Consider the following 25,927-nt stretch of genomic DNA (forward strand, 5'->3'; position numbering starts at 1 on the left):
ACCTATGAAGAAGATGCTAAAATTAATTCTTGTCATGGCGAGTTCTCTCATTATTATTTTTTCTGATGTGGATGTGCAAAACATTCAAGTACATGCAGTGGTTCCTGAAGAGATGACACCGTTGCTAAAAAGTAAGGCGAATCAGAAAATCGCCTATTTGACCTTCGATGACGGACCATCCTTGAATACCATGGAGATATTGAATATTTTGGACCGCTATCATGTTAAGGCCACATTTTTCGTTAAGGGTAACGAAGAACCATACGCAAAGAGATGTTATCAGGAAATGATATCCCGCGGTCATTCGATAGCCCTTCATTCTTATACACATGATTATTCCATCGTTTATCGGTCGACTGAGAGTTTCTTTCAAGATTTGAATAGGCTTGAAACCATGCTGCAAGAGGAGTATGGGATAAAAAGCCGTATTGTGCGCCTTCCTGGCGGCTCGAATAATCGGCTGCGGCATCAGACGTCAACGAAACCAATCATCAATGGAATCCTTCAACAACTAAAGGAAAAAGGGTATATTTATTTTGATTGGTCCATTGACTCGACAGATGGCTTCAGTCCGTCAATAAGTGAACAACAAATCATTTCTGCTGTACAAAAAGGGACGAAAAATCAAAAGCATGTTAATATCTTATTGCATGATATCAATAGTATGAAAAATACAGTGAAAGCGTTGCCCGATATAATTGAATTCCTTAAAAAAGAAGGATATACCTTTGATACTATTGATGAGACTACACCGAAAATGCAATTTAATTGATGAACACATTGTTTAACTATAGTAAATTAAGGTATAGGATATTGAGATTACATGCGAAAGGATTTATCGTCTCTATGATGCCATCATTGTTTTTATCACATGGAACACCGCTATTAGCTTTGGAAAAGAATAGCTATACTCTTTTTTTGAAGGAGTATATGCAAACTATGAAGAAACCTGCTGCCATCGTCATTTTGTCAGCACATTGGGAAAATGAAGATCAAATGATTTCTGCAGTGGGGAAGCATGAAGTCATTTACGATTTTGCTGGATTTCCTGAAGAAATATTTCAAATAACTTATCCTGCGAGGGGATGCCTGGAGCTGTCAGATCGAATTTTAACCTTATTGTCCAGGATAGATGTATTGGGGGAACTTGATGAAAGGCGCCCCCTGGATCATGGGGCATGGGGGCTTTTGCATATCATGTACCCAGAAGCTGATATCCCGACCGTATCTATGTCCATTAGTCCTTCGCTGCCATTGGACAAGCAGTATGAAATTGGGAAAGCATTGAGGGAATTAAAGGAAAATAATGTCCTGATCATAGGAAGCGGTGGAATTGTCCATAATTTCACACATATTCAGGAAGATATGCATGTTGCAGAGGGATGGGCAATCGAGTTTGAGAACTGGGTCGAAGAAAAAATCATGAAATGGGATTTGCAATCTTTGTTCAATTATGAAAATATCGCCCCTTACAGTACAGAGGCTGTGCCTTCCAAAGAGCATTTCATTCCATTGGTCATCGCAATGGGCTCAGGGGATGACAATAAAAAAGCGGCTCTTCTGCACAGAAGCTTTCAATATGGCAATCTAAGTTTAACAGCTTGGAAGTTTGAGTGAGGTGAAAGGGTTTTCAAACTAGTTAAATTTACCTGAAAAATAATCATTATACAAAAATACAAAAATCTTTTTTTAGCGAAAAAAAGACTTAAATGAGCAAAAAAGACAGTTAAAAGCGATTTTTGACGAATTAAGCAGAAATATAGTTGAAAAAAGGTTGTATAAAGTGGTTTAACCTTTGGATATTTCGACAAAAACATGTTAATATAACATCTGAAAACGTTTTATCCTTTAAAATTTTATTATTCAATAACCAAAGTTATTTATTATATATCTTATATATATCATATATTTGGGGAAAATTAGAAGAAAGAAATTGGGGATGGATAAAACGGAATGAAAAAAATTATGAGAAAAATTTGGGGGTTTACAAAATGACCATCAATGATTCTAAGGTATTAGACCACTGGAAAGCTTTTTCGGGTCCAAACCTTGGGTATGTCATGGAGCAATACGATTTATTTCTAGCCAACCCGGAAGAAGTGGATCCGGAACTGAAAAACTTTTTTGAAGTAGCAGGTCCTCCTTCATTCGATGTATCGGCAGAAACAACGACTGTAAGTGCATCAACTGTACAAACTGGAGAAGTTCTTCCAATGAAGAAAATTATGTCTGCAGTGAAGTTAGCTGAAAATATCCGTGCATACGGGCATCTTGCTGCAAATATTTATCCTTTAAAAGAAGAAGCTCTGGACACTGAACAAATTCACTTTGAAAAATATGGCTTGACTGCAGATGATTTAAGGAAAATACCGGCTGACTTTATTTGTCCGGAATCACCTGAAGACGTGAAAGACGGATACGAAGCCGTACAATACCTAAAACAACTCTATACAAAAACGATAGCCTTTGAATTTCATCATGTTAATGACTTGGATGAAAAGCAATGGCTTACTGATATGGTCGAATCTGGAAACATGTTCCCGGAAGTGGGAAAAGAGAAAAGAGAACTATTACTTAAACGATTGAATGAAGTTGAAGGTTTCGAGAAATTCCTTCACCGCACATATGTAGGGCAAAAACGTTTCTCAATTGAAGGACTGGATGCTATGGTTCCGATTTTAGATGAAATGATTTCACAAACTGTCCAAAACGGAACGGGTAATGTGAATATTGCCATGGCTCACCGTGGACGTTTGAATGTGCTTGCACATGTATTAGGAAAGCCTTATGAGGTCATTTTCTCTGAATTCCAACATTCACCGAATAAAGATTTGGTTCCTTCCGAAGGTTCGACAGGCATTAACAATGGATGGACAGGTGATGTTAAATACCATTTAGGTCTGGATAAACAGATTACTAAAGCTAATATACAAAAAGCAAGGATTACACTTGCAAATAACCCAAGTCACTTGGAAGTAGTCGGTCCAATCGTGGAAGGGTATTCTCGTGCGGCTCAAGAAGACCGTACAGAAAAAGGATTCCCGGTGCAAGACATTTCCAAATCTCTTGCAATCCTGATTCATGGTGATGCTGCATTCCCAGGTGAAGGAATTGTACCTGAAACGTTTAACTTAAGCCGTTTACGCGGTTATCAAGTTGGCGGCGCAATCCATATCATCGCCAATAACATGATCGGTTTTACAACGGAAAGTGAAGATTCACGTTCAACCTTATATGCTAGTGATTTGGCAAAAGGCTTTGAAGTGCCGATCGTGCATGTAAATGCAGATGATCCAGAAGCATGTATGGCTGCTGTGAACCTTGCTAACCTATATCGTGAAAAATACAACAAGGATTTCTTGATCGACCTGATCGGTTACAGACGTTTCGGCCATAACGAAATGGATGAGCCATTGGTGACTCAACCTGAAATGTATGCATTAATCCATAAGCATCCAACCGTAAAAGAGCTTTATGGGAAAAAACTTATTGAATCAGGCGAGTTTACTGAAGCTGAAGTTAAAGCGATTGCTGAGCAAGTGGATACAAGGCTTGCAGATGCATATGCGAAAATTTCCGGAAATAAACCGGAAGCTTCCAAAGAGTGTAATCCTCCTGGGATTATTGAAAAAGGACTTCCAGCCATTGAAACGGCAGTTCCGAAACAAGAACTTGTTACAATTAACGAAGAGCTTGTTAAGTGGCCGGAAGGATTCACCCCTAATAAAAAATTAGGAAAGATCTTATCACGTCGCTTGGATTCCTTTGGTCCTGACGGAAAAATCGATTGGGCACATGCCGAGACATTGGCTTTTGCATCGATTTTAAGTGACGGCACGCCAATCCGTTTGACTGGACAAGATTCAGAGCGTGGAACATTCGCACAACGTAATATCATGTTACATGATAGTGTTAATGGAAAAACATATTCACCACTTCACACACTTGAAACTGCAAAAGCTTCATTCGCTGTTCATAACAGCCCGCTTACGGAAACGGCAGTTCTGGCTTATGAATATGGTTATAATGTTTTTGCACCTGAGACACTTGTATTATGGGAAGGCCAATTCGGTGACTTCGCTAATACAGCACAAGTAATCTTTGACCAATTCATCGCTGCTGGCCGTGCAAAATGGGGTCAAAAATCAGGTCTTGTCATGCTGCTTCCACACGGTTATGAAGGACAAGGGCCAGAGCACTCAAGTGCACGATTGGAACGCTTCCTTCAATTAGCAGCTGAAAACAACTGGACAGTTGCTAACTTAAGTTCGGCAGCTCAATACTTCCATATCCTTAGAAGACAAGCTAAGATTTTGGATCAAGAACAAGTACGTCCGCTTGTCATCATGACACCGAAGAGTATGCTTCGTAATCAGGTGATGGCTTCTACAACAGAAGAATTCAGTGAAGGCGCGTTTGAATCATTCGTAGAAACCAAAGCTTTGGGCAAAAAACCTAAATCGGTTGAACGCATTGTTTTTGCAACAGGTAAATTGGCGGTTGAACTTCGTGAAAAAGCGGCAACTGAAAAAAATACAGATTGGTTGCAAATCATCAGTATCGAAGAAATTTATCCATTCCCATTCACTGGAGTTCAAGAAGCCCTGAAAAAATATACAAATCTTAAAGAAATCTTCTGGGCTCAAGAAGAACCTAAAAACATGGGTGCTTGGACATTTGTTGAACCTCGCCTAAATGCAGCGGCTCCTGGCAACCTTTCAGTAACATATTTAGGAAGGAAGCGCAGATCAAGCCCGGCTGAGGGAGATCCACTTGTCCATAAAAATGAACAACAACGGATTATGACTCAAGCAATTACACGCAATAATGAGGGGGAGAAATAAAATGGCTGAAGTAAAAGTACCTGAATTAGCAGAATCAATTTCTGAAGGATCTATTGCGCAATGGTTAAAACAACCCGGTGATCACGTTGAAAAAGGAGAATATGTCCTTGAACTTGAAACGGATAAAGTGAACGTTGAAATCATTTCAGATTATACTGGTACACTTTCTGAACATTTAGCAGAAGAAGGCGATACTGTCCAAGTCGGACAGGCTATCGCCATCGTTGATGAAAATGGATCAGCTGCAGCAGCTCCAAAAGCGGAAGCTCCTAAGGTTGAAGAAGCTAAAGCAGAACCAGTTAAGGCTGAACAAGCGGCTCCTGCTAAAGAGGCTCCTAAATCAGAAGCGAAAGAATCATCATCCACTCAACAAGTTATTGCATCACCAGCTGCAAGGAAATTGGCTCGTGAAAAAGGAATTGACTTGACTCAAGTGCCTGTAGCAGATCCACTAGGTCGTGTACGTGTACAAGACGTAGAAGCAGCAAGTAATGCACCTGCAGCTCCTGCAGCACCTGCGGCAGCTCCAAAACAAGCTCCTGCAGCTAAACAAGCAGCAGCTCCTGTTGAAGTGAATGATGACCGCATTGAAGTGGTTAAGATGACACGCCGTCGTCAAACCATTGCCAAACGTCTGGTTCAAGTACAATCAGAAGCAGCCATGCTTACAACTTTTAACGAAGTCGATCTTTCTGCAGTCATGGAATTGCGTAACCGCCATAAGGATTCTTTCGTGAAAACAAATGATGTTAAACTTGGTTTCATGTCATTCTTCACTAAAGCGGTCATTGGCGCATTGAAAAAATATCCGTTATTGAATGCTGAAATCCAAGGCGACCATATCCTGAAAAAGAACTTTTATGATATCGGTGTAGCAGTATCCACTGATGAAGGTCTTGTCGTTCCGGTTGTAAGGGATGCTGACCGCAAAAGCTTTGCTGAAATCGAGAAGAACATTTCGGATTTAGCTGTTAAAGCGCGTAACAACAAACTGGGACTTTCGGATTTATCAGGTGGTACTTTTACCATCACTAACGGAGGGACTTTCGGTTCCCTATTATCAACACCAATCTTGAATGCCCCTCAAGTTGGGATCTTGGGCATGCATACAATCAAGACTCGTCCAATCGCTGTTGGAGACCAAATCGAAAACAGACCAATGATGTACCTTGCATTATCTTATGATCACCGTATCGTAGACGGAAAAGAAGCTGTTGGTTTCTTGGTGGCCATCAAAGATATGCTTGAAGATCCAGAACAACTTTTACTTCAAGGCTAATAAAATAATACTACCCCCCTGTCATCTTGACATGGGGGTTTTTTTTGTTGAACAAGAAAGGATATTTTCATAGAAAAAAAGATAACTAATAAAAATGAATGTTTTTGAATGTATTTTTGGATGAATTTGATTATTTTTAAACGTTTATGATTGATTATTCCTTCGTTTTCATATATGATGATGATATTAAAGTGAGGTGGGCGAATTGTTGACAACTGAAAGGCACCAGTTCATCTTATCGATCCTTAAAGAACAAGGAACGGTAAAGCTGCAGGAGCTTGTAGATCAGTTACAAGCCTCGGAGTCGACCATTCGGAGAGATTTAGTGCAACTCGAAGAAATGAAGCTCTTGAAACGCGTGCATGGCGGGGCCTCTTTACTGCAAAGGAAAGGCCTTGAGCCAACAACTATGGAAAAGCAATACAAAGCAAGAGCTGAAAAACAACTTATAGCAAAGCTGGCGGCCTCATTCATAGAGAAAAATGATTGTATATATCTTGATGCAGGCACGACAACTGCCGAAATGATTCCTTATTTAAAAGATAAAAATATAACGGTGCTGACAAATGGTCTTATGCATATTCCAAAACTCATCGAATTGGAAATCAAAACAGTGTTAGTTGGCGGAACGATAAAGTTTTCGACAAATGCAATTATAGGAAGTAATGCTGTACAGTTTTTGAATGAATACCGTTTTGATAAATGTTTCTTGGGAATGAACGGCATCCATCAAGAATTGGGTTTCACAACACCCGACCCTGAGGAAGCCCTGCTGAAGAAGATGGCATTACGTCTCTCTAACGAGACCTACGTGCTTGCTGACAGTTCAAAACTTAATGAAGCTACTTTCGCCAAGGTGGCAGATGTAAGCGATGCCATTATCCTTACTGACAGCAATGATGAAGAGGCTGTTGCTCACCTTCAAAAAAATCCAAAGGTAAAGGTCGTGACCATTTAATGATTTATACAGTGACACTTAATCCATCCATCGATTACCTGGTCGAAGTGGAGAGCTTTCAAATGGGCAAGGTGAATCGAACCAGTTATGATGCAAAATTTCCTGGAGGGAAAGGGATCAATGTTTCCCGTGTGCTAAAAAGGCTGGGAAATAGTACAACAGCGTTAGGATTCATCGGTGGACAAACAGGTGAATTTGTAAAAAGGTTTTTAAGACAGGAAGAGATTTTCACGGACTTTACAGAAATAGCTGGAGATACAAGAATTAACATTAAATTGAAAACAGGGCTTGAGACCGAAATAAATAGCCAAGGGCCAGTCATTTCAAAAGGGAATTATCAACAATTATTTAGTCAGATTGAACAGTTGAACAATAATGATATCCTCATTTTGTCAGGAAGCATCCCTCCAAGCGTTCCTTCGGATGTATACGAAGCCATGGCAAGGTCTTGTACCCTTAATGGCATTAAAGTGGTGGTGGATACGAGTGGCAAGGAATTACTGAATGTCCTTCCACACCGGCCATTTTTAATAAAGCCCAATCATCATGAACTGGGTGAGCTTTTTTCCACCGAAATAAGTACCATTGATGATGCTAGGGAATATGGCGCTAAATTGGTTGAAGCAGGAGCACAAAACGTTATTGTCTCAATGGCGGGACAGGGTGCCGTGCTTTGCTCGGGTGGAGAATCATATTCCGCAAATGTTCCAAAAGGGAACGTCATCAACTCAGTGGGTGCAGGTGATTCCATGGTCGCAGGTTTCATCGGGACATATGAAAGGACAGGGGATATTCTATCCGCTTTTCGCTTCAGTCTTGCGGCAGGAAGTGCTACAGCCTTTTCATCCGATCTCGGTACATTGGATAAAATTGAAGAGTTATTACCGCAAATTGCTATCAATCAACTAACAGGAGGCTGACTCTATGAAAATTACAGACTTGTTAAAATTGGATACAATCATAATCAATCTGCAAAGTATTACAAAGCAAGCAGTCATTGATGAACTATCAGGAAAGTTAGCCGAGGCAGACAGGTTAAATGATGTGGATGGTTTCAAAGCTGCCATCTTAAAACGTGAAGAGCAAAGCACAACCGGGATTGGTGAAGGGATAGCCATACCGCATGCAAAAACAAATGCTGTAAAGATACCTGCCATCTGTTTCGGGAAATCGGTCAGTGGTGTAGATTATGAATCGCTTGATGGACAGCCGGCCCATTTGTTCTTTATGATTGCAGCCAGTGAAGGAGCGAATGCAGATCACTTGGAAACTCTTTCCCGGCTTTCTTCGTTACTGATGGATGATAAATTCAGGGCCCGATTGATTTCTGCTTCTTCTGGTGAGGAAGTGTTGGAGATAATCAATCAAAAAGAAATGGAAGCTTATGAAGAAGAAAGTGAAGAGCAGCAATCGAGTAATGGCGCCAGCGGTAACGATAAAGGAGGTAAAATCCTTGCCGTTACAGCTTGTCCAACAGGAATTGCCCATACTTATATGGCTGCCGATGCGTTAAAGGCCAAAGCGAAGGAAATGGGAATCGATTTCAAAGTGGAAACAAATGGATCCACTGGAATCAAAAATGGTTTAACCGCCGCAGAAATTGAAGAGGCGGATGCCATTATCGTTGCGGCTGATAAGCAGGTGGAAATGGATCGTTTTAATGGAAAACATGTCATTATTGTCCCTGTTGCCCATGGGATCCGGAAGACCGAAGAACTGTTAACCAGAGCCGTGAATCAGGATGCACCTGTTTACAAAGGAACTGGAAAGGATAAAAATGATGAAGGTGATTCAGCTAAAGGAGGATTGGGGATTTACAAGCACTTAATGAATGGCGTAAGTAATATGCTTCCATTTGTCGTCGGGGGCGGAATCTTGATTGCGCTTTCTTTCTTTTTTGGAATCGAGGCAGCTGATCCGGCAAATCCGGATTATAATCCCATTGCCAAAGCATTAAGTGATATTGGCGGGGGAAATGGAGCCTTCTTCTTACTTGTCCCAATACTCGCAGGATTCATTGCTTCAAGTATAGCCGACCGTCCAGGTTTTGCCCCTGGTATGGTAGGGGGATTATTGGCAGCACAGGCTAATGCCGGTTTTCTTGGCGGACTGATCGCCGGTTTCCTTGCAGGTTATGTCGTCTTACTATTAAGAAAATTGTTTTCCAAGTTACCGCAAACACTTGATGGCATTAAACCGGTTTTACTCTATCCTGTATTCGGGATGTTAATTACAGGGTTTATCATGATATTTCTCGTAAATGAACCAGTAACTGCAATTAACACAGGCCTGACCAATTGGCTGCAGGGCTTATCCGGCACGAACGCAATATTCCTCGGCTTGATTCTTGGGGGCATGATGGCTGTGGATATGGGTGGCCCCTTAAATAAAGCGGCATTCACTTTTGGGATTGCAGCCATTGAAGCATCAAGTTTCGGACCGCATGCTGCAGTTATGGCTGGTGGAATGGTTCCTCCTCTTGGAATCGCACTTGCAACTACATTCTTTAAAAGTAAATTCAGTGAAATGGAAAGGAAATCCGGCTTCACTAATTACTTCATGGGTGCTTCGTTCATTACAGAGGGAGCCATTCCTTTTGCGGCAGCGGATCCATTGCGGGTTATTGTCAGCAGTGTTATTGGGTCAGCGACGGCAGGAGCGCTTTCAATGGCTTTTAGTGTAACATTGCCAGCGCCGCATGGGGGTATATTCGTCATCCCCCTTGTCAACCATCCTTTCCGCTATTTGCTGGCGATTTTAATAGGAGCCCTCATTACCGCTTTAATATTGGGAATCTGGAAAAAGAAACAAAAATAAATATACGACAAAAGCGGGTCCGAGATAAATGGACCCGCTTTTTATTATTTCCATTCCAATATTTCGATCCGGTTGCCGAAGGGATCGGATAAATATATACGGTTCGCACCGGGCAACCTCCCATCTTCTGTAAAAGAAATATGCTTAGTCATTAAATGTTGTTTAAATTCGTTGAGGTTTTCAACTTCAAGTGCTGGATGCGCTTTTCTTGCGGGAATGAAATGATCCTCCGTTCCGACATGAATCTTGATCGATCCCGATTCGAACCATAACCCGCCATTGGAACTTAATGACAGAGGCTTTTTCACTTCCCGGAACATTAGTATCTCAGTGAAAAACTTCCTTGATTGGTCCTCGGTATTTTTAGGAGATGCTAATTGGTAATGGTCGATTGACTTAAAAATGAAGTTCATCTTACAACTCCTCCCAATTCCTTATATATCCAATTTTAAAATAAAAAGATCAATAAGGATAGATTATTTTTTTAATTGACATCGATAAGATTTTCTTATGTTTTAGTCGTGAATGGTTTAAGAAAGCATGAATTTTTATGTTTAAGGGTAAAGGAGTATTAAAATGAATAATAGGAGTGAATGTACATGCTGAAGAAAAATACCTTAAAAACGGTGAAAAGGGATGATATGATTGATGTTACGACAGAAGTACAGGCATTCATCAAGGAAAAGGGGATTCAAGAGGGGGTAGCTCTTATATATTGTCCACATACGACTGCAGGGATCACGATCAATGAAAATGCTGACCCCGATGTCAAAAAGGATATATTAAGAAGACTGGATGAGCAATACCCATGGAATCATACATTGGATTTACATATGGAAGGAAACACGGCTGCCCACTTGAAATCAAGTACGGTTGGTTCTTCACAACAGGTGATCATCCATAAAGGGAGCTTAGTCCTTGGTACTTGGCAGGGTGTGTATTTTTGTGAATTCGATGGTCCCAGAGAAAGGCAATATTTTATTAAATTATGTGTCGACCTGTAAAATGGAAGGTACAGCATGGATGAAGTGGGAGGAAGCCGATTGGACGATGTTCGGATTGAAGGTAGCAAAGTCATATTGAGGAATGTAAAACAAGCTGATTTAAAACGTTTATGGAGCCTGAAATATGGCGAAGCCGATCCAGAATGGAAAAAGTGGGATGCACCTTATCTCCCTCTTGAACTCATTGATTTCCATACGTTTATCGATAAAGAAACGCAGCATAAAACCTATGATGAAAAAATCGGGGCTTACTCCGAGCTATTAATGGAAAAAGACGATCAAATTATAGGATCTGTTGTATATTACTGGGAACATGAACCTTCACGCTGGCTTGAAATCGGAATTACTATTTTTGATCCCCAGTATTGGAATGGCGGTCATGGGACAGAAGCATTAATGATGTTCAGTGGGTATTTATTCGAAAACCTGGAGATTGAGCGGGTTGGACTTACAACTTGGTCAGGTAATGAACGTATGATTGCAGTTGGGAAAAAGGTAGGAATGCAAGTAGAGGGAAGAATGAGAAAATGCCGCTATCATGATGGTTATTATTATGATTCAATCAGAATGGGAATGCTGCGGGAAGAGTGGGAATCATTAAAATTTCAAAGGTAAATTGAAACGTGAAAATATTTCCTGCATTTCCTTGGAAAAAATTTAGCACTGTTTTCTCTCATATGGTCTGTTATCCTAGGAAGGTGCTTAACGAGGAGGTAACAGGATGAAATTATCAGTATTAATATCCGTGATAATGACTCTAAGTGTCATCGTACTTGGTATAGCTTTTCCTAAGGGAACGACAAGTAAAGCTTCTGATGGGGCAACTAAACATGTCATTAAACAAGGTGAATCGATTTGGGATATTGCAAAGCAGCACGGTGTTCCGATCGGTAAGTTAAAAGAAGTCAATCATAACGTAAATAATGTTGCCGAACCTGGTAAAACATTGATTATTCCGCATGTAATGAATGATAAAGATAAAGAATTATTAGCAAGGCTTGTGCATGCAGAAGCCAAAGGGGAACCATACAGAGGAAAGGTCGAGGTGGCGGGAGTTGTTTTGAATCGCCTTGATAGCAATGAATTCCCTGATACGGTCCGGGAAGTGATTTATCAAAAAAACCAATTCTCGCCTGTTGGTGATGGCAGTATTAACAAACCGGCAGGAAATGATGCCAAGAGAGCTGTCAATGAAGCATTGGCTATTCATGGCTACACAAATGATGCCTTGTATTTTTGGAATCCTAGTATTTCGGACAGCGAATGGATGAAACAATTAGAAGTAATAAAAATTATCGGTGGACACCATTTTGCCATCTAAACTGCATCTCAAGAACCGGCTTTCCAAATGGGGAGCCGGTTCTTTTATTTTAGAATGGTTTAACCGATATCAGCCCACATTTCGCGGGGATTCAGCTCATAAATGCTGTTTTCGCGGTACATGATGCTTCCGATAATGAGTTCACGTCTTATCGTTGCATAATCATCATGGAAAGACTGGATGAATTCATTCAGTTCTTTTTCTGGATATTTACGTCCCTTTTCAAGAAGGCTTCCAATATGATGAAGAACGATCATTTTCTTTTTTCTTTGTGCTGGTAAAGTTTTTAGGCGACCATCTGGCGTATAAAAGTTTTCAAGGATCTTTTTATGTTCTAAAATCAGCTTTCGATTATCCATTTTATTGGAGTCCCCCTTAGTTGAAACCATTTTAGGCAATGCTGACGAATAATGCTTCAGGACATCTTCATTCAAAAAATAATAGACCGTATTTTTTTCCCTCCGATCCTTCACTAAATTAATGTCTTTCAATTTCGTTAAATGGTGTGAGATGGTCGGAGGCGTCAATTTTAGTAAACCTGCAAGTGCCTGGCCGTGTTTTGGACCGTTTGCCAGGATGGATATTATCCTGATCCTTGTCACATCACCAATCGTCTTGTGGAAAGCGACCAATTTTTCTAATTGCACTTTATCCCCCCCTTATAATTAGATTAACATCTAATTAGATAATAATCTAATTAGTGGCAGTTAATCAAGTTACTATTCACTTTTCTATATTGCTTGGAAGATCTGATGTATACTTTAGGGGAATACCAAAAAAATTAATCCGGAATTAAGGAGCTGTAACATGGCCAATACTCATGTTTATACAAGAAAAGAAGAAGTGGTCAATGCGATAACCCACGGTGTCGGCGTTTTGTTGAGCATTGCCGCACTTGTGTTTTTAATCATATTCTCAGCCCAAACAGGATCGCCTTGGAATGTAGTCATTTCGGTCATATATGGTGTTTCCATGCTTCTTTTATACGTCTCTTCCACTTTAGTGCATAGTTTTCCAGAAGGTAAAACAAAGGATATTTTTGAAATCTTTGATCATTCAGCCATATATATATTCATTGCAGGAACATACACGCCCATCATGCTTCTTGTGATCAAAGGGTCACTGGGCTGGACCCTGCTGGGTATCATTTGGGGAGTTGCAATCATTGGCGTCGTCTTCAAAGCTTTCTATGTGAAGAAATTCCTCTTTCTTTCGACGATTCTTTATATTGCCATGGGGTGGATGATCGTTATCGTTTGGGGACCCCTTACAGCTACGATGCCTGCAGCGGGTATCCAGCTACTGATTGCAGGGGGATTGCTTTATACGTTTGGAGCCATCTTTTATGTTTGGCGCGGTTTTCCGTTCCATCACGCGGTTTGGCATGTATTCGTGCTTGGGGGAACTGCCACACACTTTTTTGCGGTATTGTTTTATATCCTTCCACAATGATCCCTTGATCGATTTGATGTATTTGAGAGAGTGGTTGAGGTTTTAAATGACCCCGATCAGGAAATAATTAAGGTATACAAATTAAAGGAGGAAAAAACTAATGAGAAGATCAATCAAAATATTATCAGTGCCGTTTGCCGCTATGCTTGTTTTGGCTGGATGCGGCGAAGAAAACGATGAAGTGAAAAACCCGCCGGTTCAGGAAAATGAAAATCAAGCGGAAAATAATCCTGAAACAGGTATGGATAATAATGAAAAACTGCCTTTCACATATAAGGATTTTCAATTAGAAGTGGATTATACCGGCAATGATAACGAATACGAAGCTGAATATGATACAATGGGAGCTCAAACAGAAGCTTCAATCGAGGACAAGCTTAACAAACACGAAGTTCACGGTGATGAAGCAATGAAAGAGTTGACCCCGATTCTAGAAAAATTGACATTCACTAAAGATTCAACAGATGAGGAAGTCATTCAAGAAGTGACAAAAGCTTTTAATTTGAAGGATGACTATCAAGAATTTGATTTAGAGGTCGTTTTCGAAGATGGTACGAAAAAAGAATATAAAGTGAATAATAAGTAACTAAAATACGTTACTATATTCTACATATTCATATGTGCCGACAATAGTTGTCAAATTACTGTTCCTATAGTAAAATGATTACGGTTAGCAAAGGGGATAATATACATTTGCTATTCATATTCGGACTTATGGGGATAGGACCGCAATAAACACTTGCAAAAAAGATTCTTTTTTAAGAGTCTTTTTTTTTTGCAGTGATCTGGAAGTTGAATATATAAGAAAAGAGAGGATACCACAAGCGGTATCCTCTCTTTCATATACCCATCATTGGGAAATTGATGCATTTTTTTTAGGCAGCATATTAGCCGATGCTAACCTTGAACGGATCGTGATGCCAAGCCAAGATGCAAGGAATGCCTTTAAAACGCCTACAATTATAAATGGTGCAAAACCGCTGGCGAATGCCACTGGCCAAGATAATGAACTCATATATTTTAACCAAACCGTACCGATTACCAAAGTAATTATCATCCCGATTGTATTTGCAACAAAAGCCATTGCTACGGAGAAACGGGTTTTTTCCAATATCAGACCCGTTATATATACTGTCGGGATATAGGATAATAAATAACCGCCAGTCGGACCGAATATCTTAGCTAGTCCCCCAGACATTTCAGCGAAAACCGGAACTCCCGCTGCCCCTATGAACAAGTATAACAAAACGGAAGAGGTTCCATAACGTGAACCCAGTATCGTTGCTGCCAGTCCAACAGCTAGAGTCTGTCCTGTAATCGGAACTAAGGGCAGTGGAATTGTAATTTGGGCAAGTATTCCTATAAGTGCTGCAAATAATGCTGTAACCATCATCATTCTTAATTTCTCATGACGCTCCTTCATCGTGTTTCCCCCTAATGTAAACCTGGTTATGTAACGAGTTAACATATAAAGAATTTTAATATGATAAGTAAACACTGTCAATGGTATTATGCATTTTATTTAAATAATGGTCCTAGAGAATACAGGGTTTTCCAAGGGTGAAATTCAAAACTTGGAAAATAAATGAAACTTTTTGAATGCATCAATCGTATGAATGGTAAGCAAAGTAAATGGAGGGGATTATAACCATAAGATTATTAATGATGGTAAAACGCTTATCCTAGGCCATTAAAGTAGTATGCGGCTTGGAAAAATCGAATTTAAAGGATGAAAGAGATGGAGTTATTTGGAGTTCCATTAGAAACAGTCTATTTATATGGATTAATTATATTCGGGGGGTTAACATTCTTATTTATCTTGTTTAATGATATATTTTCCGGCCTTGAATTACCGGATATATTTAATCCTACGCTCATTTTTTGCTTTTTGACCGTGTTTTTTGCGAGTGGTTTTTTACTTGAATCGATTTCAGGGCTTAATGCTGGATTATGTGCCGGCATTTCCCTCATCATTTCATTTACCATCGTCACTTTACTGAATGTATTTGTTTTGATTCCCATCTCATCAGCGGAAGAAAGTTTGACATTTCATGATAATGACCTGAGAGGAAGGGTCGGCAGGGTTCTCACATCAATCCCCGTTGACGGGTTTGGGGAAGTCCTGATAGAAAGCATCAGTGGAAGCATCGCCAAAACTGCGGCCAGCTATAAGAATGAAGGAATTGTTTCGGATACAAAGGTCTTGATCATCGAAGTTAAAAATGGGGTTATCTATGTTATGCCCCACCAGGATTAAAAAAGTGTAGGAGGTAAGGTATGTTTGATTTGATTTGGATAGTTGTTGCCATAGTTGCAGTTTTATTTATCGCACTTATTGCTGTCTTTGTTACGAAATATCGCACGGCTGGTCCTGATGAGGCATTGATCGTGACCGGAAGCTATTTAGGAAGTAAAAATGTTCACATTGACGAATCAGGAAATAAAATTAAAATCGTCCGCGGCGGTGGGGCTTTCGTTCTCCCGGTTTTCCAGCAAGCGGAACCACTAAGCTTATTGTCGAGCAAGCTTGAGGTCTCCACTCCCGAAGTATATACAGAACAGGGAGTTCCGGTCATGGCAGATGGTGTATCGATCATCAAGATTGGCGGTTCAATCACCGATATAGCCACAGCCGCTGAGCAATTCCTTGGTAAATCGAAAGATGACCGTGAACAGGAAGCGCGGGAAGTATTGGAAGGGCATCTTCGTTCCATCCTTGGTTCGATGACCGTCGAGGAAATTTATAAAAACCGTGAAAAGTTTTCCCAGGAAGTACAGAGGGTTGCCTCGCAGGACTTAGCAAAAATGGGACTCATTATCGTATCGTTCACGATTAAAGATGTTCGGGATAAAAATGGATATCTTGAGTCGCTCGGAAAGCCAAGGATTGCACAGGTGAAGAGGGATGCCGATATAGCTACCGCCGATGCAGAAAAAGAAACCCGAATCAAGCGAGCCGAAGCTTCGAAGGAAGCGCAGCGTGCCGAACTTGAAAGGGCAACCGAAATAGCCGAAGCCGAAAAAATCAACAAGCTAAAGGTAGCGGAATTCCGTCGTGAGCAGGATATTGCGAAGGCACGGGCTGACCAAGCGTACGATCTTGAAACGGCCAGGTCTAAGCAGGATGTAACCGAACAAGAAATGCAAATCAGGATCATCGAACGGCAGAAGCAAATTGAGCTGGAGGAAAAAGAAATCCTCCGCCGTGAAAAACAATATGATTCAGAAGTGAAGAAAAAGGCCGATGCCGACCGTTATGCGGTAGAGCAGGCAGCCTCCGCCAATAAGATGAAACAGATTACAGAAGCGGATGCCGATAAGTATAAAATTGAAGCCATGGCAAAAGCGGAAGCGGAACGCGTTCGCATGGACGGTCTTGCTAAAGCGGACGCCCAAAGGGCACAAGGTACGACAGAAGCGGAAATCATCAGGTTAAAAGGGGTAGCAGAAGCAGAGGCCAAGCAGAAAATAGCTGAAGCATTTGAACAGTTCGGGCAAGCCGCTGTAATGGACATGATTTTGAAAATGCTGCCGGAATATGCAAAACAAGTGGCAAGCCCGCTTAGTAATATCGACAAGATCACTGTAGTGGACACAGGCGGAAGCGGTGCGAATGGCGGGGCTAATAAAGTGACTGGATATGCAACGGATTTAATGGCATCCTTGCAGGAGTCATTAAAAGCATCTTCGGGAATTGATGTCAAAGACTTGCTTGAGAATTTCTCAGGAAAACGAAATTTACCATTCACCACCATCAGCCAGGAGAATGTCGAAGCGAGCATGAATATGGCAGCAAGCAAGGAAGAGTAACAATTAAGAAAATAAATGGTAAATCATACTGTTCAACACATAAAACTAACGCTGATATATTTCCTATTATAGAGAATAAACCAACAGGGATCCATTTTCATTCAGTAATACTCAATTGACTAATAAAATTGATTAAATGAAAAAGTTGAAATAGAACAAAAGATTTGAAGAATAAATAAAAATAAACAACCAAGATGATTGGTTGTTTATTTTTTGCTTTTTAATAAGGCCTAAATTGTTTTTTTAGTTTCGCTAGTACTAAATGTTTGAAACTTATATGTGGATGTACTTAATACTTAAACTTAGTAACGTATTTAAAGACAAGTCTTTTCTTTAACCCACTTAGTCAACGTATTTAAATCAACATATGCAGAGAAATCTCGTTTTGTTTTTGCTAGGTAGGATGCTTTGTTGAATGCAAAATCATACATTTTATCGACAAAATAAGATTCATCACCGTAAATGACACTATCAGCAATATAATATTCCCAATATGGGGGACATCTTGAAGGTGCACTCCTGGCAGCTGATCAGGCAGTTTTTGAAATCACTAATCTAAAAAACAGACCTTAATAAAGGTAACTTAACATTCTATTAAACAATTAACTATTTTATTTTTTATCTTATTTTCAAAAATTCCATTACTAAACTGTAGGAGCTAATATGTGATGAAAATTATGAAAGCTATACAGATTCCGTCTAAAGGCGAATGAATTATCTGTAGTAGAAGCAGCACCACTTATGTGTGCTGGTGAAACAACGTTTAGTGCATTAAGAAACAGCAAAGCTCGGCCTGGCGATCGTGAATGTCTCCAATAATCTATAATGAATATTTTTTAATTATTTGTTAAATTCTGAATTATTTGTTGAAATATATATTGGAAGGTGTTTTAATAAATGTAAGAATATAACTTATCGGATATGTGATGTCTGAAAGGATAGAGGGTGGGTGTGTAATTGTGGGGAAAATATTCACCAAGAAAGTATCGGAAACAGTCGAAGAAGAAATAGAGAAGATGATTGAGTCTGGCAAATTCCAGTCAGGTGAAAAGCTACCTTCCGTTAGGGAATTATGTGATTTATTCGGTGTTGGACGTTCCGCTGTCCGAGATGCAATCACAACACTTAAAGGAAAAGGTACTGTTTACGTGAAACAAGGGGAAGGTACATACATTTGCGAATTTGATTCCGCAAAATTGTTTACCAACCATATGTTAATCCCCAGCTGTGAAGACATAAAAGACTTATTTCAAGTCAGGAAAATATTGGAGACGGGTATTGCGGAAATGGCTGCTTCCAATCGGTCGGTACAAGATTTGGTACGTATGGAAGAAATCCTTTCAAACCTCTGTATCAATGGCTGGGAAGGGGACTACCAATTTCATATGGCGATTGCTAATGCGACAGGAAACAAAAGCCTGATCCAATTAGTGCAAACCATTTCAACCACCATGAAGAAGGCAATGATTGATTTTCACAGGTATATTCAAGAGAATGAGAACATCGTAAAAACGATGGATGAACAACATGATAAAATCTATGAATCAATAAAGATGGGGAACCCTATAAAAGCTAATCAGTCGATGATTAACCACTTACAATATGTTGAAGAAATTTTGCAAAACAATATTTTACAAAAGGTATGAAGTTTAAAATGTTTTTTTTTGCAACAATATAGAAACGATGTTAGTTATTACGAAACAAAAAGGAGGCGTGGGTTTTGATCGTAGCGGATCTTCTATCAGATTTAAAGTCATTTTTACCTGATGTGCAAATAGTTGATGGGAAAAACCAAAGACATCCACTTGGGAATGGTGGTCAGGTATCTGTTTACCCGAAAACAGAGGGAGAAATAGCAAGTATTTTAAAGTATGCAAACGATAAAGGGAAAAAAATAACGGTGGTAGGAGGCGGAACCAAGAGAGGTTTTGGAGGATTGATTGAAACAGCTGATATCTTACTCTCATTATCGAAATATAAAGGAATTGTCAAACATACTGTAGGAGATATGACATTAACGGTTAAAGCAGGTACTTCATTTAAAGAATTGCAAGAATATTTGGCACAACATAATCAGAAGGTTTCGCTGGACCCTGTATGGCCTGAAGATGCGACAATTGGCGGAATCATTGCTTCAAATGAAAGCGGTCCCAAAAGATTGGGTTATGGTTCTTCCAGAGATGTGGTAATAGGACTTCGCTTGGTTTACCCGGATGGCAGTATCATAAGAGCTGGGGGAAATGTAGTAAAGAATGTTGCTGGGTACGATATGAACAAACTTTTTATAGGATCGATGGGTACACTTGGTATTTTATCTGAAGTGACTTTGAAGCTTAGACCAATACCAAAGTACGAAAGCCTTGGACTGTTAGTGTTTCCCGATGGAAATCTCGAAGAAGTTCGGTCACTAGCAGTTAAGTTGTTGGATTCAGAGATGGAACCAATCGCTTTGGAACTGCTAAATCCTGCTTTATCGGAAAGGTTAACGGGTCAAAACGTTTATACCTTAGCAATTTCATTTGAAGATGTGGAGAGCTCTGTTCATTACCAGGAGGATTTTGTAAAGAACATCCAACCTACTAACGCAAAAATGACAGTGCTTTCACAAAATCAGGCACAAGCTTTTTGGGAAAAATTTTATTCGATTTCTCCAAATGGGGCAACACTTGCTAGTGGAAATCAGATAGAAGCGGCATTGAAAATAGGCGTTGTTAACCTAGATGTTTTGAAGGTCATTAAAGAAAGCCACATTTTACATCACTCTAGTACTCTTACAGTAGAAGCACATGGTGGACTAGGTCATGGAATATGCCAGGTTAACCTAAAGGGAACTGAAGATGAAGAATTAACACAGGTAATATTAAAGCTCAGAAAATCCGTCGAAGCATTGGGTGGTTATGTGATTGCGAAGCATCTGCCTTTAACGCTCCGTCAGCAAATAGATGTATGGGGTGAAAAACCATCACATTTCTTCTTGTTAGAAGGAATTAAAACAAAAATCGATCCTAATAGAGTACTTAATAATAAAAGATTCGTGGGAGGGATTTAATAGTGAGTCTGAGAGAAGTTGATATAAAGCAAGATCCATCATGTACATCTAATAGCTTAAGCAACTATCTATGGAGTGATAAGCCTGATGAAAACAAATGGGCAGATTGCGTACATTGTGGTATGTGTTTGGAATCCTGCCCAACATATGAGCTAACAGGCCAGGAACAGCATTCTCCCCGTGGGCGTGTTCATCTTATCAAATCAGTAGCAGAAGGAAAGCTTGAGGTGAACGAGCAATTCATGGATCCTGTTTTTGCTTGTCTTGACTGTCGTGCATGTACCACTGCTTGTCCAGCGAATGTAGATGTCGGAGGATTAATTGAAGAGGCTCGCGGACAAATTCGACAGGCGATTCCATTGACAGGAGTGAAAGGAAAAGTAAGTAGATTAGTACTTGAAGGAATGTTCCCACATCAAAACAGACTGAATACAGTGGGGAGTTTATTAAAGTTCTATCAGAAGAGCGGATTGCAGAAAGTGGTTCGCAAAATAGGGTTAATGAATATTATGCCACAGCATTTAATTGAGATGGAAGCAATTATGCCTGAAATTAAAGAGCCTGTACGCAAAAAATACAAAAATGAAAAAGTGATCAAAGCATTAGGAAAAACTAAAGCAGAAGTGGCGTTTATGACAGGTTGCGTGATGGACGTTATGTTCAGTGATATTAATCAGTCCACGATTAATGTTTTAACACGAAACGGAAATGATGTGACAATTCCGCAAAACCAAACTTGCTGCGGAGCCTTACATGTTCATGCCGGTGACCGTGAAACTGGAAGAAAGCTGGCGAAACAGAATATCGAAGCGTTTAAGGATGCTGATAAAGTCATCGTTAACGCAGCAGGATGTGGCTGTATGCTTCAGGAATATGCTGAATTGTTTCGGGAAGAGCCTGAATGGCATGATAAAGCTGAAAAATTTTCCGCTAAGGTCGAGGACATCTCTAAATATATTCATGAAACAGGCTATGAAATACCAAAAGCTGAATTGAACACTCGTATCACATATCATGACGCATGCCATTTAGCACATGGTCAAGGAATTCGCCAGGAACCGAGAGACCTTCTTGTTAGTATTCCAGGAGTTGAAATGGTACATATGCCAAACGCTGATCGCTGCTGTGGAAGTGCAGGTATATATAACATCACTAATCCGGAAATGGCCGGTGCCGTGCTAGAAAGCAAAATGCAAAATGTGCCAGGCGATGTTGAGATGATTTCAATGGGTAACCCAGGATGTATGCTTCAGATGGCAATGGGGGTACAGAAATATGGTAGAAATCAAAAAGTCGTCCATACAATTCAGCTTCTGGATTGGGCTTATCAAAAAGAGGATGATCTAAAGGGGGGACAGTAAATGGCACCGAAAAAAATAAAATCGAATGATCGACATATAAAGAATTTAGAGGCTATTGTTGGCGACGCCAATTCAATTCTATTTCACAAAGAGGATCTGCTTGCCTATGATAGCGATGGATTTACGCTTCATAGACACTTACCTAAAGCGGTTGTGTTTCCAAAAGATACTCAGGAAGTAGCCAAACTAGTTAAATATTGTTCCGAAAATAAACTGCCGTTCCTAGCCCGTGGCGCTGGAACTGGATTAAGCGGCGGTGCTATACCTTTAAATGAAGAAGTTATTATCAGTCTGGTCAGGATGAAGAAGCTATTAAGCGTTGATCTCGAAAATAGGCGTGCTGTTGTGCAGCCTGGTTTTATCAATCTTAAACTCACGAATTCTATCTCTGATAAAGGATATTACTATGCTCCGGATCCTTCTAGCCAATATTGTTGTACAATTGGAGGAAATGTCGCAGAGAATGCTGGAGGGGCTCACTGTCTTAAGTATGGAGTAACCACGAATCACATTCTAGGGCTGGAAGTAGTACTTCCTAACGGGGAAATTATAGAAATGGGTGGAAATGGAATTCCTGATTCTCCTGGATATGATTTGCTCGGTCTGTTGACAGGGTCTGAAGGAACATTAGGCATTGTAACGAAAATCACTGTTCGTATATTGAAAAATCCGGAAGCGAAACAAACTGTTCTTGCTTATTTTGATAAAGTGGAGGACGGAAGTCAGGCCGTATCTGATATAATTTCAGCAGGAATCGTACCGGCAGCCCTTGAAATGATGGATAAAACAGCGATTGAAGGAGTGGAGGCGGCTGCTTTTCCAGTAGGTCATCCAAGTGATATTGAGGCTGTCCTACTCATTGAAGTGGATGGAATCTCAGTAGGTATTGAAGAGCAAATTAATCACATTTTGGAAGTGTGTAAGTACAGAAATGTACTTGAAGTGAAGGTAGCACAGGATGAACTCGAAAGAGGTAGATGGTGGGCCAATCGTAAAACAGGATTTGGTGCCATGGGAGCCATTTCACCGGACTATTTAGTACAGGACGGTGTTATTCCACGAAGCAAATTGCCCGAGGTATTAAACAAAATCAATCGAATCAGCGAAGAATATGGTTTGCGAATCGCTAATATTTTCCACGCGGGTGATGGGAATTTACATCCACTTGTTCTTTTCGATGCCAGAATCCCTGGGGAAAGCGAAAAGGCCTTGGCAGCTGGTAGTGCCTGCTTAAAAGCATGTGCTGATGTTGGGGGGACGATTACAGGTGAACACGGAGTGGGGATTGAAAAAATAGAGGAAATGCGTTTCGTCTTTTCTGACGAAGAGATTATTGCACAAACAGATATTCGAGAAGTATTCAATCCTCATAACCTTTTAAATGCAGGGAAATTATTCCCGATGCCGGGACGCTGTGTTGAGATAAAAAGAGATTTAAAAGAAAAAGAAGCAGCTGCTATATCTTAAATATGTTTGTCTAGTAAGGCGCAGTCCATAAAACGGATGAAGCCAATTCATTTCGTGGCAAAGTCCTTTTGCTAAAGTTTAGAGATAAATATAAATTATTATAATATTATGAAATATTCGAATCCATATCAGGTATCGTGCCATCGTTTTTATACACAGATAAAGAAACATTGTTTTGTAATAACAAACAGAGCAATTAGGATAATTACATCCTAGAGTGAACAAATTACTTTTTTCCAGAGAAGAATTATCTAAAATAAAATCTTGATTTACAAGGAGGAACTCATAGTGACAAAATATATTAAATCAGGGAATCTTCAAGTTGCAACGGAATTATTTGAATTTATTAATTCAGAAGCTCTACCAGGTAGTGAAGTGGATCGTGATCAGTTTTGGTCTGGTTTAGAAAATTTGATAAATGAATTAACTCCTAAAAATAAGGAATTATTGGCACATCGTGAAGAGATTCAAAATCAAATAAATGCTTGGTATCGAAAAAATAATAATGATTTTGATTTTGAAGAGTATAAATCATTTTTAAAAGAAATTGGATATCTTGAACCAGAGGCTGAAGACTTCAAGATCACCACTGAAGGTGTGGATGCCGAAGTAGCTATCCAAGCTGGACCGCAACTGGTTGTTCCAGTTAATAATGCTCGTTATGCAATCAATGCCGCCAACGCCCGCTGGGGAAGCCTTTATGACGCACTTTATGGTACAGATGCAATCAGTGAAGAAGATGGTGCACATCGAGAAGGTGGCTACAACCCAGTTCGTGGTGCTAAGGTTATTGAGTTTGGAAGAGAGTTTCTTGACCAAGCAGCTCCATTAAGGGAAGCTTCTCATAAAGATGCTGTAAAATACACAATTGAGTCTGGAAAGCTGAATGTTGCACTCCGGAATGGAGAAACGACAGGACTTGAGGACGAATCGAAATTAACTGGCTATCAAGGACAACCACAAAATCCAAGTGCTGTACTTTTGAAAAATAATGGTCTGCACTTTGAAATTCAATTCAATTTCAGTCATCCAATCGGAAAAACTGACGAGGCTGGCGTTAAAGATATTCTATTAGAAGCAGCAGTAACGACGATTATGGACTGTGAAGATTCAGTAACTGCGGTAGATGCCGAGGATAAAGTTCTAGTTTACCGTAACTGGTTAGGATTAATGAAAGGAGATTTATCTGCTACCTTCATAAAAGGCAATAAATCAACGACAAGAACTCTTAATCCTAATCGCATTTATTTGACCCCGACGGGAGAAGAATTGTCTTTGTCAGGTCGTTCACTTTTGTTTGTTCGTAATGTAGGTCATTTAATGACGAATAATGCAATCTTAGATCAAAATGGGGAGGAAATCCAAGAGGGAATTTTAGATGCAATCATCACTAGTCTTCTTGGAAAACATACTCTTTTAGGAAACGGCCCATACCAAAACACATCCGAAGGATCCATTTACATCGTTAAACCTAAAATGCATGGATCAAAAGAGGTCGCTTTTGCCAACCATCTATTTGATCAAGTAGAGGAATTGCTCGGTCTAAAACGGAATACTCTAAAAATTGGTGTTATGGATGAGGAGCGCCGCACATCTTTAAACTTAAAAGCTTGCATAAGCGAAGTTAAGGAACGGGTAGTATTCATAAATACCGGATTTTTAGACCGTACTGGTGATGAAATCCATACCTCTATGGAAGCGGGAGCAATGATTCGAAAAAGTGAAATGAAATCATCCACTTGGTTGCAAGCCTATGAAAAATCGAATGTTAATACAGGCCTTGTAAGCGGCTTCCAGGGGCGTGCCCAGATTGGAAAGGGTATGTGGGCTATGCCGGACTTGATGGATGAAATGTTAAAACAAAAGATTGGACATGTAAAAACAGGTGCAACTACGGCGTGGGTTCCATCACCTACTGCAGCTACATTGCATGCACTGCACTACCATCAAGTTGATGTAACGAAGGTCCAAAATGAAAAGATCAGTGAATCTAGAGACTTGAGGGATGAAATTTTACAATTCCCAGTTGCGAAACATTCTAATTGGAGCCCGGAGGAAATACAGGAAGAGATTGATAACAATGCTCAAACTATGCTAGGTTATGTTGTTCGCTGGGTGGACCAGGGAGTTGGTTGCTCGAAAGTACCTGATATCAACGACGTGGGACTAATGGAAGATCGTGCGACCTTACGTATATCCAGCCAACACATGGCGAACTGGCTACACCACGGTATCATAACAAAGGAACAAGTGCTAGAGACGCTTCAGCGTATGGCTAAAGTAGTAGACGAACAAAATGCTGGAGACGCTGCATATCGCTCAATGTCTGCGAATTTTGACGATTCGGTGGCATTTCAAGCTGCATGTGACCTGATTTTTGAAGGTTATAATCAGCCAAGTGGCTACACTGAGCCAATATTGCATCGTCGCCGCATTGAAGCAAAAGCAAAGTTTGCTATAAAACAATAAACAACTAGGGGACATTCTATTTTTTACAACGTCACGATTTACAATGTAAAGAGTATATTGCTAATTTAATTGAAGTACTGCAGTTTCAACAACTAA

Annotated in this window: 22 protein-coding genes; 19 read left to right on the forward strand and 3 right to left on the reverse strand. The window is 40.0% G+C overall.

Annotated elements, in window-relative coordinates:
* Positions 1 to 4 precede the first annotated feature (4 nt).
* The 7 genes from ACFX4H_RS04025 (at position 5) to ACFX4H_RS04055 (ending at position 9,898) form a co-directional block, all read left to right on the forward strand.
* A complete protein-coding gene (locus tag ACFX4H_RS04025; RefSeq protein ID WP_328138400.1) occupies positions 5 to 772 on the forward strand; it encodes a polysaccharide deacetylase family protein in 768 nt (255 codons plus the stop codon).
* A gap of 77 nt (positions 773 to 849) precedes the next feature.
* Positions 850 to 1,617, forward strand: a complete 768-nt coding sequence (locus ACFX4H_RS04030) for a dioxygenase family protein (protein WP_235568327.1) — start codon at positions 850 to 852, stop codon at positions 1,615 to 1,617.
* Positions 1,618 to 1,991: 374 nt separating this feature from the next.
* Positions 1,992 to 4,844, forward strand: a complete 2,853-nt coding sequence (locus ACFX4H_RS04035) for a 2-oxoglutarate dehydrogenase E1 component (protein WP_241634136.1) — start codon at positions 1,992 to 1,994, stop codon at positions 4,842 to 4,844.
* Position 4,845: 1 nt separating this feature from the next.
* Entirely contained in the window at positions 4,846 to 6,123 is a 1,278-nt protein-coding gene (gene odhB, locus ACFX4H_RS04040; protein ID WP_063590870.1) for a 2-oxoglutarate dehydrogenase complex dihydrolipoyllysine-residue succinyltransferase, read from the forward strand.
* A 205-nt stretch (positions 6,124 to 6,328) separates the two neighbouring features.
* Positions 6,329 to 7,081 carry a DeoR/GlpR family DNA-binding transcription regulator gene (locus ACFX4H_RS04045; protein WP_034307416.1) on the forward strand — a complete coding sequence of 251 codons (753 nt, stop codon included), beginning with the start codon at positions 6,329 to 6,331 and terminating at the stop codon, positions 7,079 to 7,081.
* A complete protein-coding gene (pfkB, locus tag ACFX4H_RS04050; RefSeq protein WP_034307414.1) occupies positions 7,081 to 8,001 on the forward strand; it encodes a 1-phosphofructokinase in 921 nt (306 codons plus the stop codon). Before ACFX4H_RS04045 ends, pfkB begins: the two co-directional genes overlap by 1 nt.
* A gap of 4 nt (positions 8,002 to 8,005) precedes the next feature.
* The gene (locus ACFX4H_RS04055; protein ID WP_034307411.1) at positions 8,006 to 9,898 is read left to right on the forward strand and encodes a PTS fructose transporter subunit IIABC; all 1,893 of its coding nucleotides are present in this window, start codon (positions 8,006 to 8,008) and stop codon (positions 9,896 to 9,898) included.
* A gap of 44 nt (positions 9,899 to 9,942) precedes the next feature.
* On the opposite strand, the gene ACFX4H_RS04060 is transcribed toward ACFX4H_RS04055, so the two are convergent.
* The gene (locus tag ACFX4H_RS04060) at positions 9,943 to 10,311 is read right to left on the reverse strand and encodes a VOC family protein (protein ID WP_034307409.1); all 369 of its coding nucleotides are present in this window, start codon (positions 10,309 to 10,311) and stop codon (positions 9,943 to 9,945) included.
* 186 nt (positions 10,312 to 10,497) lie between these two features.
* On the opposite strand from ACFX4H_RS04060, the gene ACFX4H_RS04065 reads away from it, so the two are divergent.
* The 3 genes from ACFX4H_RS04065 to ACFX4H_RS04075 all read left to right on the forward strand — a co-directional run bounded on the left by ACFX4H_RS04065 (position 10,498) and on the right by ACFX4H_RS04075 (position 12,223).
* Positions 10,498 to 10,902: a secondary thiamine-phosphate synthase enzyme YjbQ gene (locus tag ACFX4H_RS04065; RefSeq protein ID WP_034307407.1), complete on the forward strand. Its 405-nt coding sequence runs from the start codon at positions 10,498 to 10,500 to the stop codon at positions 10,900 to 10,902.
* 39 nt (positions 10,903 to 10,941) lie between these two features.
* On the forward strand, positions 10,942 to 11,517 hold the full coding sequence (locus ACFX4H_RS04070) for a GNAT family N-acetyltransferase (protein ID WP_034311182.1): 576 nt from the start codon (positions 10,942 to 10,944) through the stop codon (positions 11,515 to 11,517).
* A 106-nt stretch (positions 11,518 to 11,623) separates the two neighbouring features.
* Complete coding sequence (locus ACFX4H_RS04075; RefSeq protein ID WP_052137268.1) at positions 11,624 to 12,223, forward strand: cell wall hydrolase; 600 nt, start codon at positions 11,624 to 11,626, stop codon at positions 12,221 to 12,223.
* A 59-nt stretch (positions 12,224 to 12,282) separates the two neighbouring features.
* On the opposite strand, the gene ACFX4H_RS04080 is transcribed toward ACFX4H_RS04075, so the two are convergent.
* Positions 12,283 to 12,870, reverse strand: a complete 588-nt coding sequence (locus tag ACFX4H_RS04080; RefSeq protein ID WP_328138404.1) for a DUF2087 domain-containing protein — start codon at positions 12,868 to 12,870, stop codon at positions 12,283 to 12,285.
* Positions 12,871 to 13,030: 160 nt separating this feature from the next.
* Here ACFX4H_RS04080 and trhA point away from each other — a divergent pair, with 160 nt between their 5' ends.
* Together trhA and ACFX4H_RS04090 are read left to right on the forward strand one after the other, a co-directional pair.
* Positions 13,031 to 13,675: a PAQR family membrane homeostasis protein TrhA gene (trhA, locus tag ACFX4H_RS04085; protein WP_063575916.1), complete on the forward strand. Its 645-nt coding sequence runs from the start codon at positions 13,031 to 13,033 to the stop codon at positions 13,673 to 13,675.
* Between the two features lie 100 nt (positions 13,676 to 13,775).
* Positions 13,776 to 14,261, forward strand: a complete 486-nt coding sequence (locus ACFX4H_RS04090) for a YusW family protein (protein ID WP_377434072.1) — start codon at positions 13,776 to 13,778, stop codon at positions 14,259 to 14,261.
* A 264-nt stretch (positions 14,262 to 14,525) separates the two neighbouring features.
* On the opposite strand, the gene ACFX4H_RS04095 is transcribed toward ACFX4H_RS04090, so the two are convergent.
* Positions 14,526 to 15,098: a biotin transporter BioY gene (locus ACFX4H_RS04095; protein ID WP_063590877.1), complete on the reverse strand. Its 573-nt coding sequence runs from the start codon at positions 15,096 to 15,098 to the stop codon at positions 14,526 to 14,528.
* A gap of 315 nt (positions 15,099 to 15,413) precedes the next feature.
* On the opposite strand from ACFX4H_RS04095, the gene ACFX4H_RS04100 reads away from it, so the two are divergent.
* From ACFX4H_RS04100 to ACFX4H_RS04130, 7 genes are all read left to right on the forward strand, one after another.
* Positions 15,414 to 15,932 (forward strand): NfeD family protein, encoded by a 519-nt coding sequence (locus ACFX4H_RS04100; RefSeq protein WP_377434075.1) that lies wholly within the window; start codon positions 15,414 to 15,416, stop codon positions 15,930 to 15,932.
* Positions 15,933 to 15,952: 20 nt separating this feature from the next.
* Positions 15,953 to 17,485, forward strand: a complete 1,533-nt coding sequence (locus ACFX4H_RS04105; protein ID WP_057277379.1) for a flotillin lipid rafts scaffold protein FloT — start codon at positions 15,953 to 15,955, stop codon at positions 17,483 to 17,485.
* Positions 17,486 to 18,444: 959 nt separating this feature from the next.
* On the forward strand, positions 18,445 to 19,131 hold the full coding sequence (locus ACFX4H_RS04110; protein WP_377434078.1) for a FadR/GntR family transcriptional regulator: 687 nt from the start codon (positions 18,445 to 18,447) through the stop codon (positions 19,129 to 19,131).
* 74 nt (positions 19,132 to 19,205) lie between these two features.
* Positions 19,206 to 20,534, forward strand: coding sequence for an FAD-binding oxidoreductase (locus ACFX4H_RS04115; RefSeq protein ID WP_328138406.1), 1,329 nt, complete (start codon positions 19,206 to 19,208; stop codon positions 20,532 to 20,534).
* A gap of 2 nt (positions 20,535 to 20,536) precedes the next feature.
* Positions 20,537 to 21,895 carry a (Fe-S)-binding protein gene (locus ACFX4H_RS04120; protein ID WP_048679958.1) on the forward strand — a complete coding sequence of 453 codons (1,359 nt, stop codon included), beginning with the start codon at positions 20,537 to 20,539 and terminating at the stop codon, positions 21,893 to 21,895.
* Positions 21,896 to 23,362, forward strand: coding sequence for an FAD-linked oxidase C-terminal domain-containing protein (locus ACFX4H_RS04125; protein ID WP_098186943.1), 1,467 nt, complete (start codon positions 21,896 to 21,898; stop codon positions 23,360 to 23,362).
* 288 nt (positions 23,363 to 23,650) lie between these two features.
* Positions 23,651 to 25,831 (forward strand): malate synthase G, encoded by a 2,181-nt coding sequence (locus ACFX4H_RS04130; protein ID WP_095395219.1) that lies wholly within the window; start codon positions 23,651 to 23,653, stop codon positions 25,829 to 25,831.
* Positions 25,832 to 25,927: the final 96 nt, after the last annotated feature.

It is taken from the genome of Peribacillus sp. YIM B13477 (assembly GCF_042787955.1).
GTDB lineage: Bacteria > Bacillota > Bacilli > Bacillales > DSM-1321 > Peribacillus > Peribacillus frigoritolerans.